The organism is Pseudomonas sp. 58 R 3 (genome assembly GCF_900006605.1).
Classification (GTDB): Bacteria; Pseudomonadota; Gammaproteobacteria; order Pseudomonadales; family Pseudomonadaceae; genus Aquipseudomonas; species Aquipseudomonas salomonii.
The window spans coordinates 21530-39442 of the sequence record NZ_CVTT01000008.1; the positions used below are offsets into that span (position 1 = coordinate 21530).

The window sequence follows — 17913 nt, forward strand, 5'->3', positions numbered from 1 at the left end:
CGGCCCATAATCGCCGTTTGCACAACACAAATGGCCGTGAGCGCACCATGACCCTGACCCCCGACCTCTCCGCTGTGTCAGACACACCGCGCAAGAGTCGCAAGAACAACCCGGAAAAGACCCGCGAAAACATCCTGCAGGAAGCCATCGTCGAGTTTGTTCAGCAGGGCCTGTCCGGCGCGCGCGTGGATGCGATCGCCGAGCGTATCCACACCTCCAAACGCATGATCTATTACTACTTCGGCAGCAAGGAGCAGTTGTACGTCGAGGTGCTGGAAAAACTCTACGGCGACATCCGCAACACCGAAACCCGCATGAACCTCACGGCCCTTGAACCGCGTGAAGCGATCCGCCGGCTGGTGGAGTTCACCTTCGATCACCACGACCAGAACGTGGATTTCGTGCGCATCGTCAGCATCGAAAATATCCACAACGCGGAATACGTGAAGCGCTCGGATTCGATCAAGGCGATGAACAGCAACATCCTCGAAGCGCTGGGCGCCACATTGCGGCGGGGCGCCGAGATGGGGGTGTTTCGCGAGGGGCTGGAGCCGCTGGATGTGCACCTGCTGATCAACTCATTCAGCTTTTACCGGGTGTCCAACCGCCATACGTTCAGTGAGATTTTTCAGATCGAGCTGTCGGATGAGGCGATTAAACAGCGGCATCGGGAGATGATTTGTGAGTCGGTGATGCGGTACCTGCAGGCTTGAACCCACCGACTCCCAATCTGGAATGCAATCAGTGTGGGAGCTGGCTTGCCTGCGATGACGGTGTGCCAGTCACATCAATAGTGACTGTTGAATCGCTATCGCAGGCAAGCCAGCTCCCACATTTTTTGATTTCGGTTTCGGCAGTCAGCCATTCATGCTCTGAAAGTGCGCCAGCATTCGCTGCGCATCCGGCGCCTCGCCACTGAACAGTTCAAACGCCTTCACCGCCTGAAACACCGCCATATTGCCGCCGTCCAGCGTGCGGCAACCCAAGGCGCGGGCGTCGCGCAGCAGTTCGGTTTCCAGCGGAAAATACACGATTTCCGCGACCCACAGTTCGGCTCGCAACAGCGCCGGCGGCACCGGCGTGCCGGGCAGCTTGGCCATGCCCATGGGCGTGGTGTTCACCAAGCCATCCGCCTCGGCCATCGCGTTCTCCAGTTGGATGCCAACCTGGGCGCGACCGGCACCAAAGCGCTGCGCAAGGTTATCCACCAGGTCGCGGGCGCGGGTCATGTCCACATCAAAAATACTCAAGTGCTGCACGCCTTGGGCCAGCAACGCATGGGCCACTGCTGCGCCCGCACCGCCGGCGCCCATCTGTACGACGCGCTCGCGCGCGACATCATGCAAGTTGCGCCGGAAACCTTCGGCAAACCCCAGGCAATCCGTGTTATGGCCAATGCGCTTGCCATCCTTGAACACCACGGTATTGACGGCGCCAATGCCTCGCGCCTCGTCAGACAATTCATCGAGCAGCGCCAGCACTGCCTGCTTGCACGGGTAGGTAATGTTCAAGCCGGTAAAGTGCATCAACTCGGCCGCGTCCAGCAGGTCGGGCAGGGCGTTGATGTTCAGTTGCAGGGCTTCCAGGTCGATCAACTGATACAGGTAGCGCAAGCCTTGGGCGTCGCCTTCCTGTTCATGCAGGGCGGGCGTGCGGGAGGCCTGGATGCCGGCGCCGATCAGGCCGGCGAGGATGCGCGGTTTCATCGGGCGGATCCTTTGAGGCTGTGGCTGAAGTGTTCCAGCGCCAGGTGATAACCATGGCTGCCAAAGCCTGCAAGCACCGCCTTGGCAATGGGCGACACAAACGAGTGGTGCCTGAACGCCTCGCGCGCATGCACATTGGATAAATGCACTTCAATCACCGGCACTTCACTGGCCACCAGTGCGTCGCGAATCGCTACGGAGGTGTGGGTCCAGGCCGCCGGGTTGATCACGATACCGGCGCAACGGGCGCGGGCACCGTGGATCCAGTCGAGCAGTTCACCTTCGTGGTTGGTCTGGCGAAATTCGATTTTCAACCCGAGGTTTTCCGCGCTGCGGCCGCACAGTGCGGCGATGTCGGCCAGGGTTTCATGCCCGTAGGTAGCAGGCTCGCGGGTGCCGAGCAGGTTGAGGTTGGGGCCGTTGAGCACCAGCACGATGGGCGGCATAAAGGGTATCTCCACACTTATTATTGGTTGTGTGGATAAAATGTACCGGATGGTTAATTTGGTCAATTGAAGGCGGCTGATGTGTTCGATTATCGAACGCTTATTCGCAGGCATACCCCGCAGCATCAAATTCACTATCGAGTGAAAAATCAACGCACAGCATGGGTATTGGCTGGCGCGGATTCAGTTGAAGTATTACGCGGGGTTGCTGAACGAGCAGGACTTGCGGGCGTTGGCAGGGTATTTCCAGCCGTGGGCATGAGTGGTTACAACCCCGTGTTCGCGGGGTTGTTCGTCGTTACTAATCTGTGAAACAGCTTCGCAAGGATGGAGCCGGTTGTCGGGTGCCACGGAAAAATTGTTACCTGACGGAAAATAACCTAACGGATGGGTTACGATGAAAGTAGGTGCTTACAAGGGATATGTGATTTCAGTGTTTTTGCGGGATGAACACTGCCCGCCCCACGTTCATGTGAGGGGCATGGCATGGGATGCGCGTTTTCGTTTCAGCTTTGTGGATGCAGACGTGGAGTTGTGGGATGTGGAGCCGGATCGCAGGCGGCCATCTACTGCGCTCCTGAAGGAAATACGCGAGGCGATCATGCAGCCGCATTACCTGGCGCGGGCACGCAGGATCTGGTGGGAGAAGCTGCAAACGGTTTGCCTGGAGAATCATTCCTGGGATTGGGATGCCGATGAGGTATTGCCGGGGTTGATCATTCAGCGCGGTGTTTATGTGATTGCACGTGCCCGGCACGATGTTGTGGGGCAGAAGACAATTTTGAATCTGGTCAGGGCACCAGGTTTTGTGGAGATTGATTTATGAAAAAAATCGTAAAAGCCAAAGTCGTGCCCTACAAGCCGCTCACTGAGGCCGATGTCGACAAGGCAATTGCCCGTGGGCGCAAGCTCAAACGTCTGTACGCCAATGCCAGCAACGTGCGCTATGAACACGGGTGCATTTCCATCGGCTTCAGCGACGGCAGCCGCGTCATGTTGCCGGTGGCCGGGCTGCCGGAGTTCGAAGGGTTTTCCCTGGAGGACTTTCAGCAACTGGAGGTCGGCTTTGGCGGCAAGGCGCTGTGCTGTGAGGCGCAGGATCTGGACGTGTCGATCACCGGCCTCATCGCCACCAGCCAGCCCTTGATGGACCTGGCAACAAGCATGGTAGCGTCGCGTAACGGTCGCAAGAGCAGCGCCGCCAAAACCGCTGCCGCCCGAGCCAATGGCAAGAAGGGCGGTCGGCCACGCAAGGAGCCGGTAGATAACGGTGATTCAACAGATGCATGAAAACCCGGTGTGGTCGCTGGCTTGCCAGCTCCCACAGTTTACCGGCGGGTCAATAACACCCCGGACTCCATATGGTGCGTCCACGGGAACTGGTCAAACATCGCACACTGGGTAATCCGGTGCGTGTCATGCAGTTGCGCAATGTTTGCCGCCAACGTCTCCGGGTTGCAGGAGATGTACAGGATGTTGTCAAAACGTCGGGTCAGTTCGCAGGTGTCCGGGTCCATGCCGGCGCGCGGTGGGTCGACGAAGACGCTACCGAATTCGTAGCTTTTCAGGTCGATGCCGTGCAGACGGCGGAACGGTCGAACTTCGTTGAGTGCCTCGGTGAGCTCTTCGGCAGACAGGCGCACCAGGGTGACGTTAGCCACTGCGTTTTCATCAAGGTTGCTTAAGGCCGCATTCACCGAGGTCTTGCTGATTTCGGTGGCCAGTACCTTACGCACACGGGTTGCCAGTGGCAGGGTGAAATTGCCGTTGCCGCAATACAACTCCAGCAAATCATCCGGGCGATCGCCCAAGGCTTCATAGGCCCAGTTGAGCATCTTCTGGTTCACGGTGCCGTTGGGCTGGGTGAACGCGCCCTCGGGTTGGCGGTAGCTGAAGGTGCGCCCGCCGACCTCGAGCTTTTCCACCACGTAGTCATGGCCGATCACATCGCGCTTGCCCTTGGAGCGGCCGATGACGCTGACATTCAAGTCCGCCGCCAGCTTGTTCGCAGCAGTGTGCCAATGCTCGTCCAGCGGGCGGTGATAGCACAGGGTAATCATCGCGTCGCCGGCCAGTGTGGTCAGGAACTCCACTTGGAACAGCTTGTGGCTCAAGGCTGCGCTGGCTTGCCAGGCGGCTTTGAGTTGCGGCATCAACTGGTTGATGCGTTGGCTTGCGATCGGGAATTGTTCGATCAGGATCGGCGTGCGTTTGTCGTCCTGGGAGAACATCGCGTAGTGGCGCTCACCGCCTTCGCGCCACAGGCGGAACTCCGCGCGCAGGCGGAAGTTCTGCAGCGGCGAATCGAAGACCTGCGGTTCAGGTGCGTCGAACGGTGCCAACAGGTCACGCAAGCGCGTGACCTTGTCTTGCAGTTGAGCGGTGTAGCTTGTGGCGTCAAAAGTCATGCGTTGAACCAGCCCAGCTTGATCACAAACAGAATCGACAGGATCACCAGTGCCGGGTTCAGCTCACGGTAGCGGCCCGAAAGCAGCTTGATGGCGGTCCAGGCGATGAAACCGAAGGCGATGCCGTTGGCGATGGAGTAAGTGAAAGGCATCGCCAGGGCGGTGACCACCACCGGCGCTGCAACAGTAATGTCGTCCCAGTCGATTTCGGCCAGGCCCTGGGTCATCAGCACGGCCACGAACAGCAGCGCCGGCGCGGTGGCAAATGCTGGAACACTGGCGGCCAGTGGCGAGAAGAACAACGCCAGCAAGAACAGGATGGCGACCACAATGGCGGTCAAACCGGTACGGCCACCGGCACTCACGCCCGCAGCCGACTCGATGTAGCTGGTGGTGGTCGACGTACCCAGCAGCGAACCGGCCATGGCGGCGGTACTGTCGGCGATCAGTGCACGGCCCATTTTCGGCATGTGGCCGTCCTTGCCCATCAGGCCGGCGCGTTTGGCCACACCGATCAGGGTGCCGGAGTTGTCGAACAGGTCAACGAACAGGAAGGCGAAGATCACGCTGACCAGGCCGATATCCAGCGCGCCTTTGATATCCAGTTGCAGGAAGGTCGGCGCCAGGGACGGTGGCATCGAGGTCACGCCGCCGAACGGAGTGAAGCCCATCACGATAGACACGATGGTCACCGCCAGGATGCCGATCAGTACTGCACCGCGCACCGCCAGGGCTTCCAGCGCAACAATCAGCGCGAAACCCAGGGTAGCGAGGATCGGCGCCGGTTGTTTCAGGTCGCCCAGGCCAACCATGGTGGCCGGGTTGCTGACCACGATACCGGCGTTGTGCAGGGCGATCAGCGCCAGGAACAGGCCGATACCGGCGGCAATCGCCGAACGCAGCGGCAGCGGGATGCTGTTGATGATCCACTCACGGATGCGGAAGATCGACAGCAGGAAGAACAACACCGCCGAAATGAATACCGCGCCCAATGCGACTTGCCAGGTATGGCCCATGTGCAGGACCACGGTGTAGGTGAAGAAGGCATTGAGGCCCATGCCCGGCGCCAGCGCGATCGGGTAGTTGGCGATCAGGCCCATCACGGTCGAACCGATGGCGGCGGCCAGACAGGTGGCGACGAACACCGCGCCCTTGTCCATGCCGGTCTCGCCGAGGATGCTCGGGTTCACGAACAGAATGTAGGCCATGGCCAGAAAGGTCGTGATACCCGCGAGAATCTCGGTGCGCACGTTGGTGTTGTGTGCTTTGAGTTGAAACAGCTTTTCCAGCATGCCGGCTCCCTGTGACGCTATTTTGCGTCGTTATTTGTTGACCTCTAAGTCAAAGCACAAACTGCGCCAAGCGCCTGTGGTTTCAGAGAGGATCGGAAAAAGCGGCGCATGATACCAGCAGCCGACGCGATGTGGCGGATAGGCTGCGTATTCTCGAATCTGGCCTTGAGGCATACTGCGCCGACGTTAAACACAGGGTCGTTATCAGCATGAAAAAAGCCAACGCCAGCAGTCTAGCTCTGTTCGCCTTAATCGGGCTGGGGCTCGTGGCACCGGCGTGGGGCGCGGCTGCACCGCCCTTGAGCGAGGTGCGGGTATTCAAGGTCGAATCGGCACGTTGCACGGAAACCATCCCCACGGGCGTGACGACCACCCAGATGTGCACCCATCGTGGGCAGACCAGGGTTTCGGTGATGGAAGTCGGCCTGGGCAAAAGCCCGATGGGGCGCTTCAATGGCGCCGAATTGAATGGGCAACGCACGCCGGTGTGTCAGGTGGGCAACATCAGCGAAGTCTGTAACGGCGCAGGCACTGTGATGGGCTACATCTATGTGTTTGACCTGAATGTCCAGGCCCAGGGCTGGTTCGAATACAGCAATATCTCGATCAATGGCGCGCAAAACACCTTGAAACTCGAGTTCAACATCCTCTGATCAATCCCCTTGAACGCTCACTACCTCGGGAAGTCGTAGCCCTAAGACGGCGACTTTCCTGAACGCCGCGGAAGTGCACCAACCCGTGAGGTGTTTATGAGCGCGAACCCTAATGGCACGACGACCAAACCGTTCGTCAGCCACCCGATACGCCTGACCCTGAATGGCCAAGACCGCCAGCTGCAGGTGTTGCCCTGGACCACCTTGCTGGACCTGCTGCGCGAACAGCTGGATCTGGTGGGTAGCAAAAAAGGCTGTGACCACGGCCAGTGCGGCGCCTGCACGGTGTTGCGCGATGGCAAACGTATCAACGCCTGCCTGACCCTGGCGGTGATGTGCGACGGTGCCGAATTGACCACCATTGAGGGCCTGGCCGATGGCGACCGGTTGCACCCGATGCAGCAGGCCTTTATCCAGCATGACGCGTTCCAGTGCGGCTACTGCACGCCTGGGCAGATTTGCTCCGCCGTCGGCCTGGCCAATGAAGGCCGCGCCCACAACACCGGGCAAATCCAGGAACTGATGAGCGGTAATCTGTGCCGCTGCGGGGCCTACAGCAATATTCGCGATGCCATTGAGGACGTTGTGCTGGGAGGTGACCAATGAACCCCTTCCAGTACAGCAAGCCGGCCGATGTGCAGGAGGCCGTGCACCTGAGCAGCGCGACGTCGCGGTTTATTGCCGGTGGCACCAACCTGCTGGACTTGATGAAAGAAAACATCAGCCGCCCCGAACACCTGATCGACATCACCGGTTTGGCGCTCAACGGCGTAGAGGAGACCGCCGACGGCGGGGTGATGATCGGCGCGTTGGTCAGCAATGCCGACCTGGCCTGGCACCCGCTGATCGAGGCGCGCTACCCATTGCTGTCCCAGGCCATCCTGGCGGGCGCCTCGCCGCAACTGCGCAATATGGCCAGCACCGGCGGTAACCTGTTGCAACGTACCCGTTGCTACTATTTTTATGATGCCAGCGTGCCGTGCAATAAGCGTGAGCCTGGCAGTGGTTGCCCGGCGCGCGCGGGGTTGAACCGCATCCATGCGATCCTCGGCGCCAGCGAACACTGCGTGGCCACCCATCCCTCGGACATGTGCGTCGCCCTGGCAGCGCTGCAGGCGCGGGTGCATGTCGAAGGGCGTGGCGGTGCACGGGTGATCGAGTTTGCTGATTTTCATCGGCTGCCTGGCGATACGCCCGAGCGCGACAACCTGCTGGCCGACGATGAGCTGATCACCGCCATCGAACTGCCGCCTGACCGTCTCGCCAACCATAGCCACTACCTGAAAATTCGTGACCGTGCCTCCTACGCCTTCGCGCTGGTCTCCGTTGCCGCCGCGCTGGAACTGGAAGGCGACACCATCGTCGATGCGCGCCTGGCCCTTGGCGGTGTGGCCCACAAACCCTGGCGCGATCGCGCCGTGGAAGCCGCGCTGATCGGGCAGGCGGTCAGCCGCGAAACCTTCAGCCAGGCCGCTGACGCCTTGCTGCAGGACGCCGAACCCTTGGAACACAACCGCTTTAAAATCAAGCTGGCACGCCGCGCAATTATCCGTGCCCTGAGCGACGCCGCTGTCGCAGGAGAACGCCCATGACCGCCGTCGGCAAACCCCTGGACCGTGTTGACGGTCTGCTCAAGGTCACCGGCCAGGCGCGTTATGCCGGTGAGTTTCCAGGCAACGACTTGCTGCATGGCAGTGTTGTCTCAAGCACGATTGCCAAGGGCCGGGTGATCCGGATCGACGCGTCCAAAGCCCTGGCGCTGCCGGGCGTGGTCAGCGTGCTTGATCATCTGAACCGCCCCAAACTCGCCAGCTACGATGAGGCTTTCGCCGACGCCGATGCGGCCGACGGCTCGCCGTTTCGCCCGCTGTATAACGACCGCGTGCTTTATAACGGGCAACCCCTGGCCCTGGTGATCGCCGACAACCTTGAACTGGCGCGGCACGCTGCCTCGCTCGTCGAGATCGAATACGCGAGCGAGGCATTTGCCACTGATCTTGCGGCCTTGCAGGAGCAGGCGCACCCCTCGCCGCAAACGCCGCCCAAGCCACGGGGCAACTTCCAGGCCGAATGGGCTGCCGCCGCCGTCAGCCTGGATATGCACTACAGCACGCCCATCGAGCACCACAACCCGATGGAACCCCACGCCAGCACCGTGCTGTATCAGCCGGACGGCACCCTGCATATCCACGACAAGACCCAGGGCCCGCAGAACTGCCAGGCCTACGTGCAAAAAGTCTTCGGCCTGGATAAAAGCCAGGTACGGATTTTTGCCGCATTCGTCGGCGGTGCCTTTGGCTCGGGCCTGCGCCCGCAGTATCAATTGCCGCTGGCGGTGATGGCAGCGCTGGCGCTCAAGCGTTCGGTGCGCGTCACCTTGACCCGTCAACAGATGTTCACGTTCGGCTACCGCCCGCGCACCCTGCAGCGTTTGCAACTGGGCGCTGCTGCCAATGGTCGCCTGTTGGCGTTGGGCCACACCGCGATTGGCCAGACCTCGCGCTTCGAAGATTTCAGCGAGCACGTGGTGGAGTGGAGCGGCATGCTCTACCACTGCGACAACGTGCAACTGACCTATAAACTGGTGCCCCTGGACGTGTCCACGCCGTTGGACATGCGCGCGCCGGGCGCCGCGCTGGGCGTGATTGGCCTGGAATGTGCGATGGATGAACTGGCCTGCGCCCTGGGGATGGACCCTGTGCAGCTGCGCCTTATCAACTACGCCGAGCGCAACCAGAACGAAGACAAACCCTGGTCGAGCAAAGCCCTGCGCGAGTGTTACCGCGAAGGCGCCGAGCGCTTCGGCTGGAGCCAGCGCAACCCCGAGCCGCGCAGCATGCGTGACGGCAACCAGTTGATCGGTTGGGGCATGGCCGGTGGTGTGTGGGAAGCCCTGCAGATGAAGGCCAGCGCCAAGGCGCAGTTGGATGCCCAAGGCCAATTGACCGTCAGCAGCGCCACCACCGATATCGGCACGGGCACCTACACGGTGATGACCCAGATTGCCGCGCAAACCAGCGGTGTGGCGATGGCCGATGTGCATTTTCTGCTGGGTGACTCGTCGTTACCCACGGCGCCGTTACAGGGCGGCTCGTTTACCGTCTCGTCCGTCGGCACAGCCGTACAGCAGGCCTGCGAAGCGCTGAACGCCAAGCTGCTGGCGATTGCCCGGCAGACTTACCCGGTGTTCAAAGACGCAGGAACTGTGCGCTTTGAAGACGGCCAATTGCACACAGGGGACGTGAGTGTGTCCCTGGCGCAACTGGTCAAGGACAGTGGCGAAGAGGTAGTAGCCGTCCAGGTTGACAGCCAGCCGGACAAAAAGCGTGAAGGCTATGCGACGGCGACCCATTCGGCGGTGTTTGTCGAGGTTCAGGTCGACGAAGACCTGGGCACGATCAAGGTGCGTCGGGTGGTGAGCGCCATTGCCGCCGGGCGAGTGGTCAACCCGAAAATGGCCCGCAGCCAGATCCTCGGCGGCGTGGTCTGGGGCATCGGCATGGCACTGCATGAAGAGACCCAGGTCGACCATCAACTGGGGCGCTACATGAACCACAGCCTGGCCGAGTACCACATCCCGGTAAATGCCGACATCGGCGACATTGAAGTGATTTTTGTCGACGAACACGACGAAATCGTCAACGCCCTGGGCTCCAAGGGCGTGGGTGAAATCGGCATTGTCGGGGTGGCGGCAGCAGTGGCAAATGCGATTTACCATGCCACCGGCAAGCGGGTGCGGGAATTTCCTATCACCCTGGATAAGGTGCTGTAACCCGGTCTTCAAGCCACAGAAGATCAAAATGTGGGAGCGGGCTTGCTCGCGAATGCGGCGTGTCAGATACACATTCAGTGACTGACACACTGCATTCGCGAGCAAGCCCGCTCCCACATTGACTGCATTTCAACATCAGGTTCACCGGTGGCTCAGGCCTTGGTTTCTTCCACCGGCACATGCATCCGATCGCGGTTGGCCAGGGTGGGAAACAGCTTGATCCACACCCCCGTCACCAACAACGTACCAATCCCGCCCATGACCACGGCGGGCACGGTGCCGAACCAGTGGGCGGTAATCCCCGATTCAAACTCGCCCAGTTGGTTGGATGCGCCGATAAACAGGCCGTTGACCGCACTGACCCGCCCGCGCATTTCATCCGGGGTCTCCAGCTGCACGAACGAAGCGCGGATCACCATGCTGATCATGTCCGCCGCGCCCAGCACCACCAATACCGCCAGGGAGAACCAGAACGACGTCGACAGGCCGAACGCAATGGTTGCCACGCCAAACACACCGACGGCGGTAAACATCACGCGCCCGACATGCCGGTCTACCGAGAACCTCGCCAGCCACAGTGACATCAACAACGCGCCTACCGCTGGTGCCGAACGCAACAGGCCCAGCCCCCAGGCGCCGGTCAGCAGAATGTCCTTGGCGAACACCGGCAGCAACGCCGTGGCGCCGCCCAGCAATACGGCGAACAGGTCCAGCGAGATAGCACCGAGAATGTCCGGGCGGCTGCGAATAAAGCGGATCCCGGCGAGCAGCGAATCCATGGTTGCCTTGGCTTTATTGAGCGGCGTCTGGCGCGCGGGCAGGTTGAGGGTCAGTACGCAGGCGATCAGGTACAGCACCACGGTTGGGCCATACACCCACACGCTGCCAAACGCATAGAGCAAACCGCCCAGCGCCGGCGCGACAATGGTGGCCAGTTGCTGCGCCGATTGCGACGAGGCCACGGCACGCGGGAACAGCGCGCTGGGCACGATGCTCGGCAGCAGCGCTTGGGTGGTGGGCATCTCAAACGAGCGTGCAGCGCCGAGCAGGAAGGCGAGGATGAAGATCATCTCGCGGGTCACGTTGCCGGTCAGCCCGCCGACGGCCAGGGATAAGGCAATTAACGCCTGCACGGTCTGGCAGATGGCGGCGACCTTGCGCCGCTCATAGCGATCGGCCACGTGGCCTGTGTGCAACATGAAGAGCACGCGTGGAATAAACTCCACCAGGCCGACCAAGCCCAGGTCCAGCACATTGCCGGTCAGTTGGTAGAGGTTCCAACCGATGGCCACAGTAAGCATCTGGAAACCGCTGGCGGTGAAGATGCGCGCAAGCCAGAACGCGATGAAAGGGCGGTGGTGACGCAACAGCAACGCAGGTTCACTAGGCATCGGGAAGTCAGGTCAGGAGCAGAGGGAGCGGGCAGATTAGCATCAAGCTGTAACAAATAGTTGCAAGAACTGAGCTGAGGCAACCTGTCACGCGTCAATGAACCACACGGCTTTCGTCCGAAAATGGGGCTACTCTTTCAGCAATGCTTGATCCAGATCAAAACCGGCCCCGGGATTGGTCTGGCGGCCGCAAGGCCAGAATCCCTACGTGATGGGTAAAAAAAGAAACGAATTGAAATTCGCCACACTCCATATCCGTGGGGGCAGTGGGTGCAGGCTCCCGCCAGCAGCCGGTATTACCTGACAGAGGAAGACTTATGTTCGGTTTGGAGGCGCTAGATCTCGCCCGAATTCAATTCGCGTTCACCATCTCATTTCACATCCTGTTCCCGGCGATCACCATCGGCCTGGCCAGTTACCTTGCGGTGCTGGAAGGCTTGTGGCTCAAGACCCATAACGACACCTACCGTGACCTCTACCATTTCTGGTCGAAGATCTTTGCCGTCAACTTCGGCATGGGGGTGGTTTCGGGCCTGGTCATGGCCTATCAGTTTGGCACCAACTGGAGTCGCTTTTCGGACTTCGCCGGTGCCGTCACCGGGCCGCTACTTACGTACGAAGTGCTCACGGCCTTCTTCCTTGAGGCGGGTTTTCTCGGGGTGATGCTGTTCGGCTGGAACAAGGTGGGGCGCAAGCTGCACTTCTTTGCCACGGTGATGGTGGCCGTCGGTACGCTGATCTCGACCTTCTGGATTCTGGCCTCCAACAGCTGGATGCAGACCCCGCAAGGCTTTGAAATCATCGACGGCCGGGTGATTCCCACCGACTGGCTGGCGGTGATCTTCAACCCGTCGTTCCCCTACCGCCTGATGCACATGGCCACGGCCGCCTTTGTGGCCACCGCGTTCTTCGTCGGTTCTTCGGCAGCCTGGCATTTGCTGCGCGGCAAGGACAACCCGGCGATCCGCACCATGCTGTCGATGGCGATGTGGATGGCCCTGATTGTGGCGCCTATTCAGGCGGTGATCGGTGACTTCCATGGCCTCAACACCTTGAAGCACCAACCGGCGAAAATCGCCGCGATTGAAGGCCACTGGGAAAATATCGGCAACGAGCCCACGCCGCTGATCCTGTTCGGCTGGCCGGACATGAAAGCCGAGAAAACCAAATACGCGGTGGAGATTCCGTACCTCGGTAGCCTGATCCTGACCCACTCCCTGGACAAACAGGTGCCGGCGCTCAAGGAGTTCCCGCCTGAAGACCGTCCTAATTCGACCATTGTGTTCTGGTCGTTCCGGGTCATGGTCGGCCTGGGCTTCCTGATGATCTTCACCGGTCTGTTCAGCCTGTGGCTGCGCCGGGGCGACAAGATGTACACGTCCAAGCCGTTCCTGTACCTGGCGTTGTGGATGGGCCCGTCCGGCCTGATCGCGATTCTTGCCGGTTGGTTCACCACCGAAATCGGCCGACAGCCGTGGGTGGTCTATGGGTTGATGCGCACGGCGGATGCTTCCTCCGGGCATAGCCTGGCGCAGATGACCATCACGCTGGTGCTGTTTGTGGTGGTGTACTTCGCGCTGTTCGGCGCCGGGTTGGGCTACATGATGCGCCTGGTGCGCAAAGGCCCGCAGACCCACGAAGGCAGCGAGCCGACCCATGGCGGCCCTGGCCAGAAACGTACACCGGCCCGTCCGTTGTCCGCCGCCGATGACGGCAGCGACGACGACCACGCCCACATCCAGCACAAGGGGAATTGAGATGGGTATTGATCTTCCGCTGATCTGGGCCGTGATCATCATCTTCGGCATCATGATGTACGTGGTGATGGACGGTTTCGATTTGGGCATCGGCATCCTCTTTCCGTTTATCCCCGGCAAAGTCGACCGTGACGTGATGATGAACACCGTCGCACCGGTTTGGGACGGCAACGAAACCTGGCTGGTACTCGGTGGCGCGGCATTGTTTGGCGCGTTCCCGCTGGCCTATTCGGTGGTGCTGTCGGCGCTGTACCTGCCGCTGATCCTGATGCTGATCGGGCTGATCTTCCGGGGCGTGGCCTTTGAGTTCCGCTTCAAGGCCAAGGACGACAAGCGTCACCTGTGGGACAAGGCGTTTATCGGTGGCTCCATCGCCGCGACGTTCTTCCAGGGCGTGGCGCTGGGGGCGTTTATCGATGGCATTCCGGTGGTGAATCGCCAGTTTGCCGGCGGTTCGCTGGATTGGCTCACGCCATTCACCCTGTTCTGCGGCGTTGCACTGGTGGTCGCCTATGCCTTGCTCGGCTGCACCTGGCTGATCATGAAAACCGAAGGCAAGTTGCAGGAGCAGATGCACAACCTGGCGCGGCCCTTGGCCTTTGTGGTGCTGGCAGTGATCGGCATCGTCAGTTTGTGGACGCCGCTGGCGCACCCGGAAATCGCTTCGCGCTGGTTCACCCTGCCGAACCTGTTCTGGTTCCTGCCGGTGCCGATCCTGGTGCTGGTGACCATGTACGGCTTGATCCGCGCGGTGGCACGTAATGCGCACTACACGCCGTTCCTGCTGACGCTGGTGCTGATCTTCCTCGGCTACAGTGGCCTGGGTATCAGCTTGTGGCCGAACATCATTCCGCCTTCCGTGTCGATCTGGGACGCTGCCGCACCGCCGCAGAGCCAGGGCTTCATGCTGGTGGGCACGTTGTTCATCATCCCGTTTATCCTGGGCTACACCTTCTGGAGCTACTACGTGTTCCGCGGCAAGGTCACCCACGAAGACGGCTACCACTAGGAGGGTCGTTGTATGTCCGGCAAACCTTCGTTACACGAGATTGAACAGGCCGAGAAACAGCCGCTGTGGCGGCGCCTGGGGTGGCTGGCGATGATCTGGACCGGCAGCGTGCTGGCCCTGTTCGTCGTGGCCAGCCTGATGCGCATGTTCATGAATGCGGCCGGCCTGACCACTCACTGATATCCCGATCCGGGCTTTGCGGCCTGGTTTTCCAGCCCTCGCTACGAGGGCTTTTTTATTTGCGGGCTTTGAGAATGACGAACTTCGGCGTGGCGGCGACTTGTTCAACGCCACGGAACAAACGCGCCAATTTGCTGTGATAACCCAGGTGGCGGTTGCCGACGATATAAAGGGCACCGCCCACTACCAGGGCTTCGCGCGCCTGCTGGAACATGCGCCAGGCCAGGAAGTCGCCGACCACCTGTTGTTGGTGAAACGGCGGGTTGCACAGCACCACGTCCAAAGACTGCGGTTCCTGACCGGCGAGGCCATCGGCGGCGCGTACAGTGACCTCGCGCGCACCGAAGGCGGCCTGCCAGTTTTCGGCCGCTGACTGCACGGCCATGTAGGACTCATCCAGCAGGGTGTACTGCGCGTCGGGGTTTTGCAGGGCGCTGGCAATTGCCAACACGCCGTTGCCGCAGCCCAGGTCCGCGACGCGCGCGCTGCCGAGGTTGGTTGGCAGGTGCGGGAGGAAGGCGCGGGTGCCGATGTCCAGGCCTTCGCGGCAGAATACATTGGCGTGGTTCAACAGCTCGATGGCCGGTGTGTCTAGTGTGTAGCGAGTAGGGTAGGGCGAGACGGCAGCCGGGCGGTCTTCAGCCGTGGCGATCAGCAACCGGGCTTTTTTCATGGCGAGGGAGGCGTGCATCGGGCCGATATAGCGCTCCAGCAACTCGCCCGCCGCCCGTGGCAGGTGCTTGATCATTGCGCCGGCAATTACCTGAGCGCCTGGCGCCAACTGCCCTTGCAGGCGGATCAACTGTTCTTCCAGCAGGGCCAGGGTCTTTGGCACGCGGATCAGCACGCGGTCGAACGGCCCGGCCGGCAGCTGGCTGGCGGGCACGAATGCCACGGCATCAAAGGCCTTGCCGTTGCGTACCAGGTTTTTTTCCAGACCCTGGGCCGCCAAAAACGAGTCGCCGCTGGACGTGACCTGCACCTGGCCTTCAAGGCTGGCCGCCAACGCGCCGAAGCTGTCGTTGAGCACCAGTACACGGGTTGCCGCGCCAGGCTGCTGCTCGGCCAGGTAGCTGAGCAGGTACTCGTCGGCGGCATCGAAGGCCTGCAACGGGTCATTGTGTTGCTCTGGCTGGCGAATCAGGTCGAGCTGGGCGAAGGGGCTGTCAAGCAGGGGCATGGCGGGGGGAGCTCTGGGTCATCGATGGGGCGGCAGCGGGCACGGGAGGCCGGCGCAACCATCTGAGTGAACAACGAAGTGGCACCCATGCGCCGTATCAACACTCAGAATTGGCCGTAAATGTTACTTTTTTTTCGGCGCGATTACATGCGGTGTTTCTTCAGCGGTTAAAACAACCCGGCTTTGGAGGCGCAAAGCACGGCCGCAATCTTGTTATTGACCCCAAGTTTTCTCAAGCAACTGCTGATATGGAAGCCTACGGTGCGCTCCGACAGGCACAGGATCATGGCAATTTCGCACGCCGTCTTGCCCAAGGCTGAATACCTGAGGATTTCTGTTTCTCGTGGCGTCAACTTGCAAGGCGCCGTGACGCTGGTTTTTCCGGCATATTCTTGTGCCACCGCCGCGTGCATCACGTGGCAAAGCCAGAGGACCTGGCCGGCTTTCTCGTAAAGCTCTTCCGGGCTGACTTCGCCGTTACTGCGGCCCAGGGTGAGCATGCTGAACACGCCTTGAAAGTCGTGAACGGCCTGGGTCCACCCCAAATGCACACCAAAGGATTGGGCCAACGACCATAAGTGCGGCGTGGTGTTGAATGTTTTTTCATCCCACACGATGGGCATCACACTGCTTTTGCAGTGGGCGACGACCGGATCAATGTCAAAGAAATGCGCTTGTTTGTAGACGTTGTTCCATTCGCTTGGGTAGTTATTGAAGTGAATGGGTTTTGTTTGAGTGCCTGATTGTTGTGAGCTCATCGTGAATGAGCAGTATTGGAACCCGAGCTCATAGGTGTGATTGATCACCATCTCATAAATAGTGCTGATCTTGTTCTCACCTTCCAGTTTGGGGAGTCGTGTATTGCGCCAGTTGACCATCGGTAACTCTCCATAGTGTTGTTGCCTGGGCACGTCCTATCTCCCAGCGGGTACGGAAAACAGTGTAGGACAAAGCCTACAACTCGTAGCGTGAAAAAAATTTACTGATTGTTCGTATTTTCTTTGTTTAATACTTATACGCCGAGCGATCTTTTGTACATGCATCGCTGTTGCACCGAAATATCTAATAAAATTAATATTTTGGCAGTGATATTAAATTGATAGCGGTTTAACTACACAGTGACAGGCAATGGCCTGTTGGAAGGTGAGAAATAGCTAAATGTTTAGTTGGACTGGATAGATTCGATTTGAGCGTTAACACGCGAACGGCTCCCCCGTGCACGTGGCAATGCCAGTACAAACCACCGGTGTTTCCCTGCGCGACTTTGAGGGACACTAGGGCACCTGTTCAACGGAGCCCCTCATGACGGCCAGTGCTGAGAAATTTACCTGCCAGACCTTGCTCGAGGTGCAATCGCTGACGCCCAGCCTGTTTACCCTGCGCACCACCCGTGATCCGGGCTTTCGGTTTACCGCCGGCCAGTTTGTGCGCTTGGGCGTGACCAAGGCGGACGGCAGCACGGTGTGGCGCGCCTATTCCATCGTGTCCTCGCCATTTGACGAACACTTGGACTTCTTCTCTATTGTGGTTCCGGGAGGCGAGTTCACCAGTGAATTAAGCCGCCTGAAGGTGGGCGATACCTTGATGGTGGAGCGCCAAGCCACTGGCTATCTGACCTTGAACCGCTTTGTGGACGGGCGTGATCTGTGGCTGCTGGGTACCGGCACCGGGGTGGCACCGTTTTTGTCGATTCTGCAGGACTTCGAGGTCTGGGAGAAATTCGAGCGCATCGTGCTGGTGTACAGCGCCCGAGAGGCCAAGGAGCTGGCGTATCAGTCGCTGATTGACACGCTGGGCGAGCGTGAGTACCTGGCCGAGTACGCGCATAAGCTGACCTACATTCCCATCGTCACTCGTGAGCAGCACCCAGGGGCGCTCAACGGGCGCATCACCACGCTGATCGAGAATGGCGAGCTGGAGCGCGCTGCCGGCGTAGCACTGACCCCGGAGCACTCTCGCGTGCTGATCTGCGGCAACCCGCAGATGGTCGATGACACCCGCCAATTGCTCAAGCAGCGCGACCTGCAACTGAGCCTGAGTCGGCGCCCTGGGCAGGTGGCGGTGGAAAACTACTGGTAATAAAAAAGGCGCCTGAAACAGGCGCCTTTTCCAGGCAAAC

At 60.2% G+C, this 17913-nt stretch carries 18 protein-coding genes; 11 read left to right on the plus strand and 7 right to left on the minus strand.

Going from position 1 to position 17913, the window contains the following annotated elements; all coding sequences use genetic code 11:
• Positions 1 to 47 precede the first annotated feature (47 nt).
• Positions 48 to 713 (plus strand): TetR/AcrR family transcriptional regulator, encoded by a 666-nt coding sequence (locus BFP92_RS00335; RefSeq protein ID WP_056862012.1) that lies wholly within the window; start codon positions 48 to 50, stop codon positions 711 to 713.
• Positions 714 to 857: 144 nt separating this feature from the next.
• Here the strand turns inward: BFP92_RS00335 and BFP92_RS00340 are convergent, their stop codons facing one another.
• Together BFP92_RS00340 and aroQ are read right to left on the minus strand one after the other, a co-directional pair.
• Complete coding sequence (locus tag BFP92_RS00340; RefSeq protein ID WP_065911122.1) at positions 858 to 1706, minus strand: shikimate dehydrogenase; 849 nt, start codon at positions 1704 to 1706, stop codon at positions 858 to 860.
• Positions 1703 to 2152 (minus strand): type II 3-dehydroquinate dehydratase, encoded by a 450-nt coding sequence (gene aroQ, locus BFP92_RS00345; protein ID WP_056858207.1) that lies wholly within the window; start codon positions 2150 to 2152, stop codon positions 1703 to 1705. Before aroQ ends, BFP92_RS00340 begins: the two co-directional genes overlap by 4 nt.
• A 397-nt stretch (positions 2153 to 2549) precedes the next feature.
• On the opposite strand from aroQ, the gene BFP92_RS00350 reads away from it, so the two are divergent.
• Both BFP92_RS00350 and BFP92_RS00355 read left to right on the plus strand, forming a co-directional pair.
• Positions 2550 to 2978 carry a DUF4160 domain-containing protein gene (locus tag BFP92_RS00350; protein ID WP_065911123.1) on the plus strand — a complete coding sequence of 143 codons (429 nt, stop codon included), beginning with the start codon at positions 2550 to 2552 and terminating at the stop codon, positions 2976 to 2978.
• Positions 2975 to 3442, plus strand: a complete 468-nt coding sequence (locus BFP92_RS00355) for a DUF2442 domain-containing protein (protein ID WP_065911124.1) — start codon at positions 2975 to 2977, stop codon at positions 3440 to 3442. The genes BFP92_RS00350 and BFP92_RS00355 overlap by 4 nt, the downstream gene beginning before the upstream one ends.
• A 38-nt stretch (positions 3443 to 3480) precedes the next feature.
• Here the strand turns inward: BFP92_RS00355 and trmA are convergent, their stop codons facing one another.
• Both trmA and BFP92_RS00365 read right to left on the minus strand, forming a co-directional pair.
• Positions 3481 to 4560, minus strand: a complete 1080-nt coding sequence (trmA, locus tag BFP92_RS00360) for a tRNA (uridine(54)-C5)-methyltransferase TrmA (RefSeq protein ID WP_065911125.1) — start codon at positions 4558 to 4560, stop codon at positions 3481 to 3483.
• Entirely contained in the window at positions 4557 to 5852 is a 1296-nt protein-coding gene (locus BFP92_RS00365; RefSeq protein ID WP_065911126.1) for an NCS2 family permease, read from the minus strand. Before BFP92_RS00365 ends, trmA begins: the two co-directional genes overlap by 4 nt.
• 209 nt (positions 5853 to 6061) lie before the next feature.
• On the opposite strand from BFP92_RS00365, the gene BFP92_RS00370 reads away from it, so the two are divergent.
• From BFP92_RS00370 to BFP92_RS00385, 4 genes are all read left to right on the plus strand, one after another.
• Complete coding sequence (locus BFP92_RS00370; RefSeq protein WP_065911127.1) at positions 6062 to 6505, plus strand: DUF4879 domain-containing protein; 444 nt, start codon at positions 6062 to 6064, stop codon at positions 6503 to 6505.
• Between the two features lie 96 nt (positions 6506 to 6601).
• The gene (locus tag BFP92_RS00375) at positions 6602 to 7111 is read left to right on the plus strand and encodes a (2Fe-2S)-binding protein (protein ID WP_065911128.1); all 510 of its coding nucleotides are present in this window, start codon (positions 6602 to 6604) and stop codon (positions 7109 to 7111) included.
• Positions 7108 to 8097 (plus strand): FAD binding domain-containing protein, encoded by a 990-nt coding sequence (locus BFP92_RS00380; protein ID WP_065911129.1) that lies wholly within the window; start codon positions 7108 to 7110, stop codon positions 8095 to 8097. The genes BFP92_RS00375 and BFP92_RS00380 overlap by 4 nt, the downstream gene beginning before the upstream one ends.
• Complete coding sequence (locus BFP92_RS00385; protein ID WP_065911130.1) at positions 8094 to 10277, plus strand: xanthine dehydrogenase family protein molybdopterin-binding subunit; 2184 nt, start codon at positions 8094 to 8096, stop codon at positions 10275 to 10277. The genes BFP92_RS00380 and BFP92_RS00385 overlap by 4 nt, the downstream gene beginning before the upstream one ends.
• Before the next feature lie 152 nt (positions 10278 to 10429).
• On the opposite strand, the gene BFP92_RS00390 is transcribed toward BFP92_RS00385, so the two are convergent.
• The gene (locus BFP92_RS00390) at positions 10430 to 11668 is read right to left on the minus strand and encodes an MFS transporter (RefSeq protein WP_065911131.1); all 1239 of its coding nucleotides are present in this window, start codon (positions 11666 to 11668) and stop codon (positions 10430 to 10432) included.
• 317 nt (positions 11669 to 11985) lie between these two features.
• Here BFP92_RS00390 and BFP92_RS00395 point away from each other — a divergent pair, with 317 nt between their 5' ends.
• The 3 genes from BFP92_RS00395 to BFP92_RS00405 are packed head-to-tail and all read left to right on the plus strand — an operon-like array spanning position 11986 to position 14614.
• Positions 11986 to 13425: a cytochrome ubiquinol oxidase subunit I gene (locus BFP92_RS00395; RefSeq protein WP_065911132.1), complete on the plus strand. Its 1440-nt coding sequence runs from the start codon at positions 11986 to 11988 to the stop codon at positions 13423 to 13425.
• A gap of 1 nt (position 13426) precedes the next feature.
• A complete protein-coding gene (cydB, locus tag BFP92_RS00400; RefSeq protein WP_056858218.1) occupies positions 13427 to 14434 on the plus strand; it encodes a cytochrome d ubiquinol oxidase subunit II in 1008 nt (335 codons plus the stop codon).
• Positions 14435 to 14446: 12 nt separating this feature from the next.
• Complete coding sequence (locus tag BFP92_RS00405) at positions 14447 to 14614, plus strand: DUF2474 domain-containing protein (protein ID WP_010206690.1); 168 nt, start codon at positions 14447 to 14449, stop codon at positions 14612 to 14614.
• A 55-nt stretch (positions 14615 to 14669) separates the two neighbouring features.
• Here BFP92_RS00405 and BFP92_RS00410 read toward each other — a convergent pair whose 3' ends face one another.
• Together BFP92_RS00410 and BFP92_RS00415 are read right to left on the minus strand one after the other, a co-directional pair.
• On the minus strand, positions 14670 to 15794 hold the full coding sequence (locus tag BFP92_RS00410) for a methyltransferase (protein WP_065911133.1): 1125 nt from the start codon (positions 15792 to 15794) through the stop codon (positions 14670 to 14672).
• A gap of 167 nt (positions 15795 to 15961) precedes the next feature.
• Positions 15962 to 16672: a helix-turn-helix transcriptional regulator gene (locus tag BFP92_RS00415; protein WP_065911134.1), complete on the minus strand. Its 711-nt coding sequence runs from the start codon at positions 16670 to 16672 to the stop codon at positions 15962 to 15964.
• Between the two features lie 424 nt (positions 16673 to 17096).
• Between BFP92_RS00415 and BFP92_RS00420 the strand changes: the two genes are divergently transcribed.
• Positions 17097 to 17873 (plus strand): ferredoxin--NADP reductase, encoded by a 777-nt coding sequence (locus BFP92_RS00420; protein WP_065911135.1) that lies wholly within the window; start codon positions 17097 to 17099, stop codon positions 17871 to 17873.
• Positions 17874 to 17913: the final 40 nt, after the last annotated feature.